Raw genomic sequence first — 14,623 nt, 5'->3', positions numbered from 1 at the left:
TAGTCAAAGGATGCAGAGAGGGATGGACAGAACATGAATCAAATGCAAGCCACCCGAAAACGCGTACTTCCCGGGTTCGGGTTAACAATGGGTTATAGTGTGTTGTACCTCAGTCTGGTGGTGCTGGTGCCATTATCAGCACTGCTCCTGAATTCGACCGGACTGACATGGGAGAAATTTTGGGACGTTGCGACAGATGCCAGGGTGCTGGCTTCCTACAAGGTGAGCTTTTTGTGTGCCGCGGCTGCGGCGCTGATCGATCTATTTCTTGGTTTATTGATCGCCTGGGTACTGGTGCGATATGAGTTTCCAGGGAAACGAGTTTTTGATGCGGTCATTGATCTGCCCTTTGCTTTGCCAACGGCAGTGGCAGGGGTTGCGTTGACCGCTCTATATGCACAGAACGGCTGGATTGGTTCACTGTTTGAACCGCTTGGGTGGAAATTGGCATACTCACAGACAGGGATTACGCTCGCGTTAATGTTTATTGGTATTCCGTTCGTCGTACGGACAGTTCAGCCGGTGTTGGAGGAACTGGACAAGGATGAAGAGGAAGTAGCTGCTACGCTGGGAGCGGGCAGATGGCGTACCTTCCGCAGCGTTATTGTACCGGAGCTGGTGCCGCCGCTGCTGACGGGGTTTGCGCTCGCCTTTGCCCGCGGCATTGGCGAGTACGGCTCTGTCGTCTTCATCTCTGGCAATATGCCGATGAAGACCGAGATTGCTCCGCTGCTCATTATGTCCAAGCTGGAGCAAAATGACTATGCAGGGGCGACAGCGGTGGCGCTGATGCTGCTGGTCATTTCATTCGTACTGTTATTCGTGATCAACAGTATTCAGCGCTGGTCGCGGCGCCGTACTATCTAACTAATGTAGCATTAAACCCCGTGTTTAAGGAGGATACACCATGTCACAAGCGATAACTGGGCAGGAGCTTGCTTCTGCTGCGCCAATGCCTGCATCTGCACCGCCCAACAGGGTTACAACCGAAGCCCCTTGGGTGAAGTGGACGCTCATTGGCGCTGCTTTTTTAGCTTTGCTTTGGGTGTTGGTATTGCCGCTAATCGTCGTGCTTACCGAAGCACTCAAGCAGGGATGGAGCGTATACATTGAAGCGCTACGGGACCCGGATGCCATGTCCGCATTGCGGTTGACGCTGCTGGTGGCAGCGATAACGGTTCCGCTGAATACGGTATTTGGTGTGGCTGCTGCCTGGCTGATCACGAAATTCCATTTTCGCGGCAAAGGTTTACTGGTCACCTTAATTGATTTACCTTTTGCGATCTCGCCGGTCGTCGGAGGACTGATGTATGTATTAGTGTTTGGCGCACAGGGCTGGCTTGGACCTTGGCTGGACGAGCATGATATTAAAATTATATTCGCTTTGCCGGGTATTATTTTGGCGACGTTGTTCATTACATTTCCTTTTGTGGCGCGCGAGCTTATTCCGCTGATGGAAGATCAGGGACAGCAGGAGGAGGAAGCGGCGGTCACGCTGGGTGCGCGCGGCTGGCGTATTTTCTGGCAAGTGACGCTGCCGAACATCAAGTGGGGCTTACTGTATGGCATTATTTTGTGTAATGCGAGAGCCATGGGGGAGTTCGGTGCAGTGTCCGTCGTTTCGGGACATATTCGGGGAGAGACGAATACACTTCCGCTGCATGTGGAGATTTTGTATAACGAGTATCAGTTCTCGGCATCCTTTGCGGTGGCCTCGTTACTGCTGTTACTTGCTCTGGCAACCCTGGTGCTTAAAAGCTGGTTTGGACGCAAACGCGTGCATTAATTGATGATTATGTATATGATCCAACAGGGCCTCTCTTTGTGTCTATCGTCTGTCAACGGCGAGAAGATGGGAAGGGAGGCCCTTGTTCTAAGGTAGCTTATATGGATAATAAAATGATCATATCAAGGCACGTTAGTATGCCCAGGAGGAGCGAAGGGAAATATGAAACATCCGTTTCAGTCCTATCGTCAGTTGTTTCCGGTGCTGTCCTCACATATCCATGTAGGGAGCTGTTCCCAGGGGGCGATATCGAGACCGGTTTCCGCTGCCATTGAGGAATATCATCGGAGCTTGCTGCAACACGGTCATAACGGCGACCTGTCTATGGCACGTCTGGAGGAAGCTAGAGGTCATTTTGCCAAGCTCATCGGGGCGGAGCCAAACGAAATTGCGGTGCTGTCCTCAGCCTCTGAGGCGATAGCCGGTGTGGCCACTGCCCTTCCTTATATACCGGGAAAAGAAAGGATTGTGTATGCAGATACCGACTTTCCGACGGTGGGGCACATCTGGCAGGCACAGGAAATGTTCCGTGATCATATTTGTTGTCTCCCTTCTACGGAGGGAGAAGTGACCATAGAGCAGTATGAGGAACACGTTACAGAGAATACTGCGCTTATTATGGTGTCCCATGTGAATTATGCCAACGGATTCCAGCAGGATCTCCAATCCATTGCCAATATAGCTCACCGAAATCAGGCGTTACTGTTCGTGGATGCTTATCAGTCTGCAGGCATAATCCCGGTAGATGTAAAGGCAATGGGGATAGATATTCTGGTCGCAGGAGCACGCAAATATCTACTGGGGATACCGGGAGTGGCTTTTCTTTATATAAGCAAGGACCGAATAGACCGCTTCAAGCCACGTCTTACGGGCTGGTTCGGACAGGAGTGCGCCTCTCGGTTTGATATTGCTCATCCGGTTCCGGCGGTGGGAGCCCGCTGCTTTGAGACGGGATTACCCTCCTTCATTAGCATTTTTGCCGCCAATGCTGCTTTAAAGCTGCTGCTGGAGATTGGGGTCACGAATATTCAGTCCTATATGAATGAGCTGTTGGACTTTTCTGTTGAATATGGACGCAGCAGAGGGCTACACATACGTATACCTGAAGGAGGAGACGTATTACCAAGTCTGCTTGCTGTTAAAGTAGCCGACGTGTCGGCGGTAGAGAAGCGTTTGCGAAGCCGAAATATGATAGTATCAGCACGAAAGGATGTTATTCGTGTGGCTCCGCATTTTTACAATACGGCAGAGGAAGTCCGACGGGTCATAGATGAGCTAGCTGGGAGTTGTTGAACAGCAAGAGCCTCTTCCGAGTCAATGGGAGCATAGCATGTCCCTTTTACACTGGAGAGGCATTTGTTGATTTAGAGGCTTTTGTTGATATAAAAATTTTAATTATACGATCCGTTTACGCAGCCAGCCGGATACCAGGTCCGTTAAAATGATCAGCACTACAATGCCGAGTAAAATAACGCCTACACGGTTCCAGTTGCGCATTTGGAGTGCAAACAGCAGCGGAGTACCAATCCCGCCTGCACCAACCAGACCGAGTGTGGTAGCGGACCGGATATTAATTTCAAAACGATAGAGCGAATAGGAAAGAAACTGTGGAATCACCTGCGGCAGCACGGCGAAGAAAATGACCTGCCAACGGTTGGCCCCGCACGCAATCAAAGCTTCCTGCGGCCCGTGATCGACACTTTCAATCGTTTCTGAGAACAGCTTGGCCAGCATGCCGATCGAGTGAATGCCAAGAGCAAGCACACCTGCAAACGAGCCGGGACCTACGGCTTTAATGAATAAAATGGCGACGATCATTTCGGGAAATACCCGGATCACACTTAGTACAAATTTCCCGCTGCCTGATAAGGGACGCAGACGGGTCATATTGCTGGATGCCCAAAAGGCAAATGGAAGGCAGACAAATGCGGACACGAAGGTCCCGAGCACTGAAATGACCAATGTATCCAGCAGCCCACGCAGCAAATCCTCTCCCTCAGGGATGTAGACGAACGACCAGTCAGGGTGAAGGAATCCGTCCAATATCGCGACAGAGACACTTTTGGCTGTCCCCTGTAATCCTTCGAACTGTATCCCGCGAAAAGCCCAAATGTAAATGATAATTAGCAGAATAGCTACCGCCCATAAGCGTAGGCGGGGGCCAATTGGTCTGCGAAGCGTAGGATCATTCATAATAATTTCCTCCGTAGCAGGTTACTGCCGTAATCAATCGCAAGCACGATGACGAGGGTCAGTAGAATAATAATGCTCGCCCGGTCATATCGGAACAGTCCAAGGGAACGGTCAAGCAGCAGACCGATGCCGCCAGCCCCGACCAGCCCCAGCACAGAAGCTGCGCGCACATTAACCTCAAAGGTGTACAGCAAGTACGACACAAAATAAGGAAGTGCCTGCGGCACCACACCGAAGGCGATAACTTGAATGCGGCTGGCACCAACCGCAGTCATAGCCTCCAGTGGTCCGGGATCAATGGCTTCAATCGCCTCAAAGGTCAGCTTGGCTATGATCCCGAAGGAGAAGAAGAGCAGGGCCAGCATCCCGGCAAACGGTCCGATGCCAAACACGGCCACAAAGATCGAGGCAAACAGCAAATCAGGAATCGTCCGTACCAGATTCAGAATCGTGCGCATCGGCAGCGAGATGAGCTTGCGCGGCATCACATTATAGGCGCACAGCAACGCGACAGGGATTGCCAAAATGGCTCCCAGCGTCGTGCCGACAATGGCGATCTGGATCGTTTCCAGCATCGGTTTCCAGATGATAGGCAGGTAACTCCAATCAGGAGGGAACATTTCCTCCAGCAATTTGCCCATCTCCGGTAAGCCAACGATCAATTGGTAAGGCGTGGCATCCGTATGAATGGAGCAGGCTACCAGCACCACGATAAAAATCATCCAGGTGGCGTAACGCTTGTAGCGTCCTGGCAGAGGTGGCCCTGCGGGCGGCTTGCCTGGCTGCGGCGGTCCCACAGATGGTGACGGTTGTATCGCAGAGAGCGGCTGGGCAGTAGAGTCAGGCTTCATGATCCCACTCCTAGCAGTTCATCATGCTTGATAGCCCGGCCGTAGATCTCTGCGAAGGCTTCATCCGTAGCCTCCTCCGGTGTGCCGTCGAACACGACCTCTCCGGCGCGTAATCCGATGATCCGCGTAGCATATTCGCGCGCCAGATCAATGAAATGCAGATTGACAATGGTCGTAATCTGCATTTCCCGGTTGATTCGCTGGAGGTCGTCCATCACCTGGCGGGTGGTTAGCGGATCAAGCGACGCGACAGGCTCGTCTGCCAGAATAATTTTAGCCTCCTGTGCCAGAGCACGCGCGATGGATACACGCTGCTGCTGGCCGCCAGACAGCTCATCGGCTCGGCTGTAAGCTTTTTCGCGGATATTCACGCGTTCCAGCGCCGTTAGTGCCAGTTCGATATCTTCCTTCGGGAAGAGACCGAGAATAGTCCGCAGCGTCGAATGATAACCGACGCGGCCGGAAAGTACGTTGCGAAGCACCGTCGAACGCTTAACCAGATTGAAACTTTGAAAGATCATGCCGATATCACGGCGAATGCGCCGCAGCTCGCTGCTTCCGGCAGACGTGACCGACCTGCCACCTACAACGATGTCGCCAGATGTGATGTCATGCAGTCGGTTAATGGAACGCAGCAGGGTGGACTTACCCGCACCGGATAAGCCGACAATGACGACCATTTCTCCCTTCTCAATCGTTAAATTAATATTGTTCAACCCTTTGGTGCCGTTCGGGTATGTTTTCGATACGTTTCGAAATTCGATCATATGCTCCCAACTTTCTCCCCAATGGGGTGGAATGAAAACAACACCGCCATGAATACATGGACGGTGCTGCCCTGTCATTCGTAAAGCCTGTTTCGTACTTGTTACTTAACCGCTTGGCCGACGGCTTCGGCGTATTCACGCACAGAGTCGAAGTTTTTATCGTCGCCTTTTTCATAACCTACATGGGTGTAAATTTCCTTAATGATTTCGCCGCCTTCAGGGTCGTTGGCAATGTCAATAAAGGCTTGGGCGATTTTGTCTCTCCACGTTTGATCCATATCGGAACGTACGCTGACAGTGTCATTTGGAATTTTAGCTGTGTAATGAATGACACGTGTTTTTTCAAATACATCCGGGATTTCCTTCTTCACTGTGTTACGTGCATCCTGGAAAACGGCGACTGCATCAACCTGACCGTTCAGTAGCGCCAGAATAGCAGCGTCGTGGCCTTTGATCGTCACACCTTGCACATCCGTGTCTGGATCCACGCCAGCTTTTTTCAGCTCTGCTGCGGGGTACACATAGCCTGCGGAGGAGGTTACATTTTGCCAGCCAACCTTCTTGCCTTTCAGATCAGCCAGGCTTTTTATCGAAGAATCTTTTTTCACCACGATCATGGCTTTATAAAAGTTTACTTTTTCAGTCGTGTCTTTGCCTGTGGCATCTTCAATGCCGTAGCGTTGAGCTTGCAGGAGCAAGTCGGCTGCTTTGCGGTTATCATGGGCCAGAACATAAGCATTTGGCGGAAGGAATCCTACATCTACCTGTTTGGAAGACATGGCTTCCACAATCGTATTATAGTCAGGAGATACGGTTACTTTTACCGGGATACTGAGCTTGTCCCCCAGCAGCTTTTCAAGCGGTTTGGCTTTGGCTTCGAGTGTATCTGCATTTTGGGAAGGGACGAACTGTACCTTTAACTCTTTAGGAACATAGGCTGTGCTTTCGTTTTTAGAGCCATCTGTACCTGGAGTGGAGGCGCTGTTGTTATTGCTTGCATTCGAGCCACAAGCGGCTAGACCTGCTGCCAGTGTGAAGGTCATGCACAAGGTCAGTGCTTTTTTGAACAAAATAATTTCCCCCTAAACATCGTAATAACGAAAATTTAAAAAACCTGTAAATTCAGTGACAAACCAAATCTTAACAGCTAGTCCCACAGGTAGGGTAAAAAGCACTCCTGACTTTGGTAAAAATGATGTAAAATTTATCATTTGCTAGAGGCCATAGGCTGTATTTAAGCGAATTGCTTATTTTAACATTCTCTTAACAGTGCTCTGTTAGACTTGTTCAAGCTCTATGACCGAAGCTGAGGGAGAGAACAAGATTGGATATTTTGGACGTTAATGATAAGACAGGGCAGGAACATGCAGGTGCTGTGAAGGTGAAATTCCGCATTATGGTTACCACCGATCTGCATGTCAGCTTGTGGAATTATGATTACTATACAGATCAGGAAACGCAGCATTATGGACTGGCGCAAACCGCGAGTCTGATTCATAGGGCCCGCGCAGAGGTGCCCAATCACCTGCTGCTGGATAATGGAGATGTGATTCAGGGGAATCCGATGGGAGATTATGCTGTACAGCGGCTCCAACAGGACCCAAGTGAGGTGCATCCCGCCTATAAAGCAATGAATCTGCTGGGATACGAGGCAGGCAGTATCGGTAATCATGAATTTAACTTTGGGTTGGAATATTTGCAGACTTGTCTTCGAGGAGCGCAGTTTCCTTACGTGAATGCCAACATTTATATAGCGGGAGACAAAGAACAAAACTTTTTCACACCTTATCTATTGCTGGATAAGACGGTTGAGGATGACGCAGGCGGCAAACATCTGCTGAAGGTGGGAGTCATCGGCTTTGTACCTCCGCAAATTATGCAATGGGACAAGGCATGGCTGGAAGGGAAAGTTATCGTCAAAGATATACTGGAAACCGCCAGACGATTTATTCCAGAAATGCAGGCAGCGGGAGCCGATCTCATTATTGCGATGCCCCATGCAGGCTTTGAGGATATTCCCGAAGCCCCCAATATGGAAAATGCGGTGCTGCATCTGAGCAGGGTGGAAGGGATCGATGCCATTGTGTTTGGTCATGCGCATAAAGTATTTCCCGGTCCTTCGTTTGCAGGTAAGTCAGGTGTTGATACTGAACAGGGCACCATCCACGGTATTCCAGCAGTAGAGCCGGGCTTCTGGGGAGATCATCTAGGTATCATTGATCTGGATCTGACCTTTATGGGAGAAAAATGGCAAGTGACTGCATCTGCTGCCGAGGCACGTCCGGTGTATGACCCGATACGCAAGGAAGCTCTCGTCCAACCGGATACTGTGATTCAGCAGTCGGTAGCAGAGGAACACGCTGGAACCCTAGATTATATTCGTGCACCTGTAGGTCGAACGACGGTAGCGGTGAACAGCTTTTTTGCCCAGGTGATGGATGACGCTTCGGTACAGCTCGTGAATGATGCACAAATTTGGTATGTGAAACAGCAGCTACAAGGGAGCGAGTACGAAAGACTGCCCGTTCTATCGGCAGCAGCTCCTTTTAAAACAGGCGGCAGATATGGCCCGGCGTATTATACCGATATTCCGGCAGGGACGCTGGCGATCAAGCATATTGCCGATCTGTACAATTTTCCGAATACGCTGCATGTCGTTCGACTAAGCGGGGCGGAAATTCGGGAGTGGCTTGAGTGGTCTGCCGGTCAATTTCGACAAATTGATCCTTCGGCAGAGGGGGAGCAAGAGCTGATAAATTCTGAGTTTCCAAGCTTTAATTTTGATATCATCGATGGCATTCAGTATCAGATTGATGTAACACAGCCGGCCAGATATGATGCTGCCGGGGAATTAAAGGACCTAGATGCGCACAGAATCATTCATATGTCTTTTGAAGGGGAACCGATGGATATGCAGCGGAGTTATCTGGTCGTAACGAACAACTATCGCGCGTTCTCCTCTGCGCTGGTTAATCTGGGTGGGGAGCGAGTTGTGCTGGCTTCACCGGATGAGAACCGGCATGTGCTGACCGAGTATGTACGGCATATGAAGACATTGACGCCAAAGGCTGATGGTCACTGGTCCCTCGCTCCATGGCCGGGGCATCCACATGTGACGTTCCTAACTTCACCGCAAGCAATGAATGTAGCCAATGCTTATGCTGAGTTGCTTTATGAAGGGCTGACGGTAGATGGATACGCCAAGTTTGCTCTTGATTTTCGGCGATTCTAAAAATGTCCTGCAAGTTATTATCCCTAAGTCCACAGCATCAAAATAATAGAAATAGACTGTCTTTTAGAGGACGGTCTTTTTTCATAAAACGGATTTGAAATCGTACGAAATTCGTGATTTTATATGTCCTGAGTCGCGTTTTAAAGTTATTGACCTCTCGTATAAATAGACATATACTTTGATTAAACAAATTTTGGTTTAAAAGGTAATGAAAAAGTCACCATCATTCGTTTGAGGGGGTGTCCCTTTGGAAAAAAACACCACGATCCGCGCAGAAATAGAAAAGTATATTCAAAGTGAAGGCATTTCGATGCAGTGTTTTGCAGATGCTTCTAAGGTAAATCCGGGTACACTTAGCGGTATACTTAACCGAAACCCGCCGCGACCTATTTCAGTGAATCAGCTTGATCTGATTACTGAGGCGATGGGATTGGAAGAAGGATCTTTGTTCGAAATGTATGTAGATGAGTGTTTTATTCATTCCTTGCCACACTGGAGGAGATTGCGTCCGTTTCTTCTTCGTTGCTCAGAGTTGAACAAGCTGGATTGTATACGCAGAGTACTCGGCTACTTAATGGACGATTTATCGAATATTCCAGCCATTTTTGAGACTGCAGAAGCGATGTTTGAGGATGGCCGACATGAAGCCTCCATGCTTTTGTATGATTGTGTCATCGAGAGTGAGAAGTATACCCACTCTGAACGATTGGCGATCAGCTATTTCCGTATATTCCAGATTCAGATTAAGGATAACCAACGGAACTTGAAGGCTGCTGTACAATTCCATTTGTACCGTAGTCGTCTACCGGAAATTTATGCACTGGAAGGCTTACATATGCTAGCTCAAGTGTTTGCTTTAAAAATGCAATGGGCCGAGATGGAAATGTATGCGGACGAGCTGAGAGAGCTGGCGCAAGCATTGTATCGCAATCGGAACCGCTTTGGAGATGAGCACCTGGAGCTGCTTAAGCCGCTCGTTTATTACTATGCTCAGGGGCATCTGCTCAAGGCCAGCTGCTATGAGCTTCAGGGTAGATATGAGGAATCCAAGCAATGGATTGAAGGTTATGCAGATTTGAGCTGGTTTGAAGGGTTGGACGAGGAAGGCTGGAAAGTGGTCAACCTGCATCGTGTATATGCACAGGGCAGCCGACTTTGTATTGAGATCAAAATGGGCAACACTTCTGCAATCTATGAATATATGACTTACCTGCGCGAGCATCCGGATGAGACACTGGAAGGCTTGAATACGTTGCTCGAATCGGCAAATCGGTTTGGTTATTTCGTGGACGCCGAGCTGGAGCTATTCAGCCAGCAACTCAAGAGCTTCTGGGAGCTTGCACCGGAACAATGGGACACCCATTATCACAAGCATTTTAATGCATTTCGCTTTGCCTCCTTTTGCAAGGTGTATGCGGAATATTATTTTCGAAAAGGCGACTACCCCGAGGGCTTGGCACAAACACTGCATTGCCTGCAACTGTCTGTCGATAACAGCTATACCGAACATATCATTGGTTGTATGGCTTTATTTGAGCAGCATCGGAATTTTGCTACCCCTGGTCAGCAGCAGTTGTATCAGAGTCTTTGTCTCGGCGTACGGGCAAATGAAAAAAATCATGCCTATGATCACAGTACGGGTGGGCATTTATAAGTCTAAATTTTATTCAAATTCTTCATATAACACGTGCTTACGAGGATGTCCCCGTTTCAAAGGAGGATATTCTCGTTTTTTAGTTGTTATTGATTCTTGTGACTTTTTGTATAGAAAGCATCGTTTTGCGCGTTGACAAGTTTCGTATGCAGGATTAGGATAAATGCAGCACAGAAAGTGAAGGAGAGCATGTACTAATGACGATTCCCAAAACACTAACGATAGCCGGCTCCGACACAAGCGGCGGAGCAGGTATTCAGGCGGACCTGAAAACCTTTCAGGAGCTTGGCGTATATGGCATGACTGTATTAACTACTGTAGTGGCGATGGAACCTAAAACCTGGAACCATCTTGTATATCCTGTTGCGTTGGACGTGGTTGAGGCGCAGCTGCGTACTGTATTGGAAGGTATCGGTTTTGATGCGATGAAGACTGGTATGCTGGGTTCTGTAGATATCATCGAACTGGTTGCCAGCCATTTGAAAAAGCATGATCTGAAACGGATTGTGATTGACCCGGTTATGGTCTGCAAAGGCACGGATGAAGTGCTTCAGCCGGAAAATACAGAGGCGATGCTGGAATTGTTGATTCCTGGCGCTGACCTGGTAACACCAAACTTGTTCGAGGCTTCACAACTGGCGAAAAGTGGACCAATTACGACGCTAGAGCAGATGCAGGAAGCGGCTGCCATTATCCATGAGCGTGGTGCCAAGCACGTGCTGATCAAGGATCGTGGCAAAATTCGCGCTGGTAAGGCGATGGATCTGTTGTATGACGGAATTACTTTTGATTGGTTTGAAGCGGATGTTGTACAAACCAACTTTACTCACGGTGCAGGCTGTACCACTTCGGCTGCGGTAACGGCTGGTTTGGCACAAGGACTGACTGTACGCGAGGCGGTGGATCAAGCCAAGAAATTCATTACACAGGCCATTGAAGGAAGCTTCAAGCTAAATGAATTTGTCGGTCCGACCCTGCATGTGGCACACCGTTTGCAAAATCAATAAAGGTACGAGGGTCTGCGATCCTAGAGATACTTATAAATCTCCATTAGACTGGATATTTATTAGATTGTTTTAGACAGTGACTTTTTGATATATAGAGTTAGATGAGGCATAAAAGCCGCAATACATGGTATTGCGGCTTTTATGGTTGTATTATTTTGGCATTCCAGCTTCCAGTTTGGTCTAATCGTACTGTATAATAGGCATCAGATTTATTACATTAAAGGGGGAAACGAAGCAATGACAATATTCAGCGAAATGGCTTATAGCCGGCCAGTGCAACCTGAAATTGAACAGCGGTTTAAAACACTGTTGCAGCAGTTTCGTGAAGCAGACAATGTAGAACGTCAAAATGAAGTTATACATGCGATTAACAAGCTGCGCAGTAACGTGGAAACGCAACTGCAATTAGTGGAAGTTCGGCACTCCATTGATACGGAAGATGCGTTCTACAAAGCAGAGCAAGAGTACGCTGATGATTTCATGCCGGTTATCCAGGAATATGTAACCGATTATTACCGGGCGTTGGTGGAGTCTCCATTTAGAGCTGAGTTGGAGAGCCAATGGGGGAGCCAGCTTTTCAGTATTGCTGAGGTGGCGCTCAAGTCGTTCCACCCGGATATCATTGAGGATTTGCAGCAGGAAAATAAGCTGACTTCGGAATATGCTCAATTGATTGCCTCAGCGAAAATCCCGTTTGAGGGGGAAGAACGCACATTGTCTCAGCTCCTGCCTTTTGAAATGGCAACCGACCGTGAGACGCGTAAACAGGCCTCCGAGGCCAAATATCAATTTATGAGTGAGCATGAGGATAAGCTGGACCGGATTTATGATGAATTGGTGAAGGTACGCACGCGCATGGCGCATAAGCTGGGCTATGACAACTTCGTAGAATTGGGCTACGCCCGCTTGGGACGTACAGATTACAATGCAGAGATGGTAGCCAATTTCCGCGAGCAGGTGCTGAAGCACATCGTTCCTCTGGCAACCAAGCTGAAAGAGCGCCAACGCGAACGGATCGGAGTAGATCAGCTTCGCTATTACGACGAGGGCTTCAACTTCTTGTCAGGCAATCCTACGCCAAAAGGCGACCCGGACTGGATTCTTCGTAATGGAGCGCGTATGTATGAGGAGCTTTCGCCAGAAACACATAAATTTTTCAGTTTTATGGTCGAGCGTGGACTGATGGATTTAATCAGCAAAAAGGGCAAGCAAAGCGGAGGCTACTGTACATTTTTAAGCGAATATGGCACGCCGTTTATCTTCTCCAACTTCAATGGTACATCCGGTGATATCGACGTATTGACGCATGAAGCAGGTCATGCCTTCCAGGTCTATGAAAGCCGGCATTTTGAAATTCCTGAATACCACTGGCCAACCATGGAAGCGGCTGAAATCCATTCGATGAGTATGGAATTTTTCGCATGGCCTTGGATGAAGCTGTTCTTCGAGGAAGATACGGATAAATATCACTTTGAACATCTATCTTCATCGTTGTTGTTCGTACCTTACGGTGTAGCCGTAGATGAATTCCAGCATGCTGTATATGAACACCCGGACTGGACTCCAGCTGAACGTAAAAGTGCATGGCGTTCCATTGAACGCAAGTATAAACCGCATCTGAATTATGAAGGCAACGAGTACCTTGAGCAGGGCGGATTCTGGCATAAGCAGGGCCATATTTTTCAATCTCCGTTCTATTATATTGACTATACATTGGCACAATTGTGTGCATTCCAGTTCTGGAAACGTATGGGCGAGGACCGGACGGCAGCGTGGGAAGATTATTTGAAGCTATGCCGTGCCGGGGGAAGCCGATCCTTTACCGGATTAGTTGAGCTGGCTGGATTGATCTCGCCGTTCCAGGATGGCTGTATCGCCTCTGTGATCGGGGAAATCGAAGCATGGCTGAACAGCGTGGATGATAAAAAGCTATAAACACAGCCCAAAAGGGTATTTCACTTGCCTGTTTAGCCTATCTAGCCGATCTAGCCAATCTAGCCGAAGAGCTTGTAGATGGGATGCTTTTTGAAATGAAAACAGAGCAGTTGCACGAAAAAAGCCGGGAACCTCTACATGATGTAGAAGTCTCGGCTTTGTGTTTATTTTTCAGAGCAAATATACCTTATTCATGTTTGGTGTTGAGTGGTTTGAGATTAGCCTCAATAGATGCACGGCGCGGCTCCAAGAATGGAGGCAGTGACAGGGATTCGCCCAGAAACTCCAATTCCTCGTCGGTGTCAAAGCCAGGTCCATCGGTAGCCAATTCAAACAGAATGCCGTTTGGCTCACGGAAGTACAAGGAACGGAAATAAAAGCGATCTACAAAACCAGAGTTGGAGATTTGCAACTGCCCAATACGGTCTACCCACTGTTTGAGCTCTTCCTCGGTTTCAACACGGAAAGCAACGTGATGCACACTGCCGCGTCCTGGTCGCTCTTGTGGCAGATCGTTGCGCTCTTCCAGATGAACTTCAGTTCCCGTACCACCTTCACCTGTTTCGTAGATAACCACATCCGGTTGTCCGGCAACTGGGGAAGGGTAGGAGCCTTTTTTGCGGAAGCCCATCACTTGTTCAAGAATAAGAATGGTATTCTCCGCTTTGGGAATGGTCAGATGAACCGGACCAAGTCCAACGATGCCGTATTCCGCAGGAACAGGGCTTTTCTCCCAAGGCGTGCCGCCCCGCATTCCGTTGTCATGCTCATCTGAAACGAGGAAGAAGCGTTGTCCTTCGAAATCCTCAAACGAAAGCGCCAAGCGTCCTGCTTGATCTATAATTTCACCATGCTTCACATCCAACTGATCGAAGCGGTTTTTCCAGTAATCCAGAGCCTTGTCGTTCGGTACCCGTAGGGAGAGCGCCGAAATGCTGTTATTCCCTGTGCGAGTTTGTCCCGCATGTGGAATTTCAAAGAAAGTGACTTCCGTACCCGCGGTTCCGCGCTCATCCCCATAAAAAAGGTGATACACACTAACATCATCCTGGTTCACCGTTTTCTTGATCAACCGAAGTCCCAATACCTGAGTATAAAATTCAACATTTTTAGCCGCTGCTGCTGTAATCGCCGAAACATGATGCAATCCTAACAATTTCATGTTATTTGCCCTCCTTGGTTTTTATATGATTAGGTT

General features: G+C 48.7%; 12 protein-coding genes. 7 read left to right on the top strand and 5 right to left on the bottom strand.

Annotated features, from left to right (window positions below):
• Positions 1-33 precede the first annotated feature (33 nt).
• From cysT to ACQQ6X_RS21315, 3 genes are all read left to right on the top strand, one after another.
• Positions 34-867 carry a sulfate ABC transporter permease subunit CysT gene (gene cysT, locus ACQQ6X_RS21325; RefSeq protein WP_149034373.1) on the top strand — a complete coding sequence of 278 codons (834 nt, stop codon included), beginning with the start codon at positions 34-36 and terminating at the stop codon, positions 865-867.
• A gap of 40 nt (positions 868-907) precedes the next feature.
• Entirely contained in the window at positions 908-1,786 is an 879-nt protein-coding gene (cysW, locus tag ACQQ6X_RS21320) for a sulfate ABC transporter permease subunit CysW (RefSeq protein ID WP_305166938.1), read from the top strand.
• A gap of 162 nt (positions 1,787-1,948) precedes the next feature.
• Positions 1,949-3,079, top strand: coding sequence for an aminotransferase class V-fold PLP-dependent enzyme (locus ACQQ6X_RS21315; RefSeq protein WP_305166937.1), 1,131 nt, complete (start codon positions 1,949-1,951; stop codon positions 3,077-3,079).
• Positions 3,080-3,181: 102 nt separating this feature from the next.
• Here the strand turns inward: ACQQ6X_RS21315 and phnE (ACQQ6X_RS21310) are convergent, their stop codons facing one another.
• The 4 genes from phnE (ACQQ6X_RS21310) to ACQQ6X_RS21295 form a co-directional block, all read right to left on the bottom strand.
• Complete coding sequence (phnE, locus tag ACQQ6X_RS21310; protein WP_305166936.1) at positions 3,182-3,979, bottom strand: phosphonate ABC transporter, permease protein PhnE; 798 nt, start codon at positions 3,977-3,979, stop codon at positions 3,182-3,184.
• Positions 3,976-4,830, bottom strand: a complete 855-nt coding sequence (phnE, locus tag ACQQ6X_RS21305; protein WP_305166935.1) for a phosphonate ABC transporter, permease protein PhnE — start codon at positions 4,828-4,830, stop codon at positions 3,976-3,978. Before phnE (ACQQ6X_RS21305) ends, phnE (ACQQ6X_RS21310) begins: the two co-directional genes overlap by 4 nt.
• Positions 4,827-5,597, bottom strand: coding sequence for a phosphonate ABC transporter ATP-binding protein (gene phnC / locus ACQQ6X_RS21300; RefSeq protein WP_305166934.1), 771 nt, complete (start codon positions 5,595-5,597; stop codon positions 4,827-4,829). Before phnC ends, phnE (ACQQ6X_RS21305) begins: the two co-directional genes overlap by 4 nt.
• Before the next feature lie 101 nt (positions 5,598-5,698).
• Positions 5,699-6,667 carry a phosphate/phosphite/phosphonate ABC transporter substrate-binding protein gene (locus ACQQ6X_RS21295; protein WP_305166933.1) on the bottom strand — a complete coding sequence of 323 codons (969 nt, stop codon included), beginning with the start codon at positions 6,665-6,667 and terminating at the stop codon, positions 5,699-5,701.
• Between the two features lie 254 nt (positions 6,668-6,921).
• Here ACQQ6X_RS21295 and ACQQ6X_RS21290 point away from each other — a divergent pair, with 254 nt between their 5' ends.
• From ACQQ6X_RS21290 to ACQQ6X_RS21275, 4 genes are all read left to right on the top strand, one after another.
• Positions 6,922-8,829, top strand: coding sequence for a bifunctional 2',3'-cyclic-nucleotide 2'-phosphodiesterase/3'-nucleotidase (locus ACQQ6X_RS21290; protein WP_305166932.1), 1,908 nt, complete (start codon positions 6,922-6,924; stop codon positions 8,827-8,829).
• A gap of 247 nt (positions 8,830-9,076) precedes the next feature.
• Positions 9,077-10,483 (top strand): DNA-binding protein, encoded by a 1,407-nt coding sequence (locus ACQQ6X_RS21285; protein ID WP_142614004.1) that lies wholly within the window; start codon positions 9,077-9,079, stop codon positions 10,481-10,483.
• A 197-nt stretch (positions 10,484-10,680) separates the two neighbouring features.
• Positions 10,681-11,490 (top strand): pyridoxine/pyridoxal/pyridoxamine kinase, encoded by an 810-nt coding sequence (gene pdxK / locus ACQQ6X_RS21280; RefSeq protein ID WP_149034365.1) that lies wholly within the window; start codon positions 10,681-10,683, stop codon positions 11,488-11,490.
• A gap of 237 nt (positions 11,491-11,727) precedes the next feature.
• Positions 11,728-13,425, top strand: a complete 1,698-nt coding sequence (locus ACQQ6X_RS21275; protein WP_305166931.1) for a M3 family oligoendopeptidase — start codon at positions 11,728-11,730, stop codon at positions 13,423-13,425.
• A gap of 187 nt (positions 13,426-13,612) precedes the next feature.
• Here ACQQ6X_RS21275 and ACQQ6X_RS21270 read toward each other — a convergent pair whose 3' ends face one another.
• Positions 13,613-14,587: a ring-cleaving dioxygenase gene (locus tag ACQQ6X_RS21270; RefSeq protein ID WP_305166930.1), complete on the bottom strand. Its 975-nt coding sequence runs from the start codon at positions 14,585-14,587 to the stop codon at positions 13,613-13,615.
• Positions 14,588-14,623: the final 36 nt, after the last annotated feature.

Origin of the sequence: Paenibacillus ottowii (assembly GCF_050516475.1) — a bacterium.
GTDB classification, from domain to species: Bacteria; Bacillota; Bacilli; order Paenibacillales; family Paenibacillaceae; genus Paenibacillus; species Paenibacillus ottowii.
The sequence above is the reverse complement of the archived record's forward strand: the minus strand, read 5'-3'. Positions and strand labels throughout refer to the sequence as shown.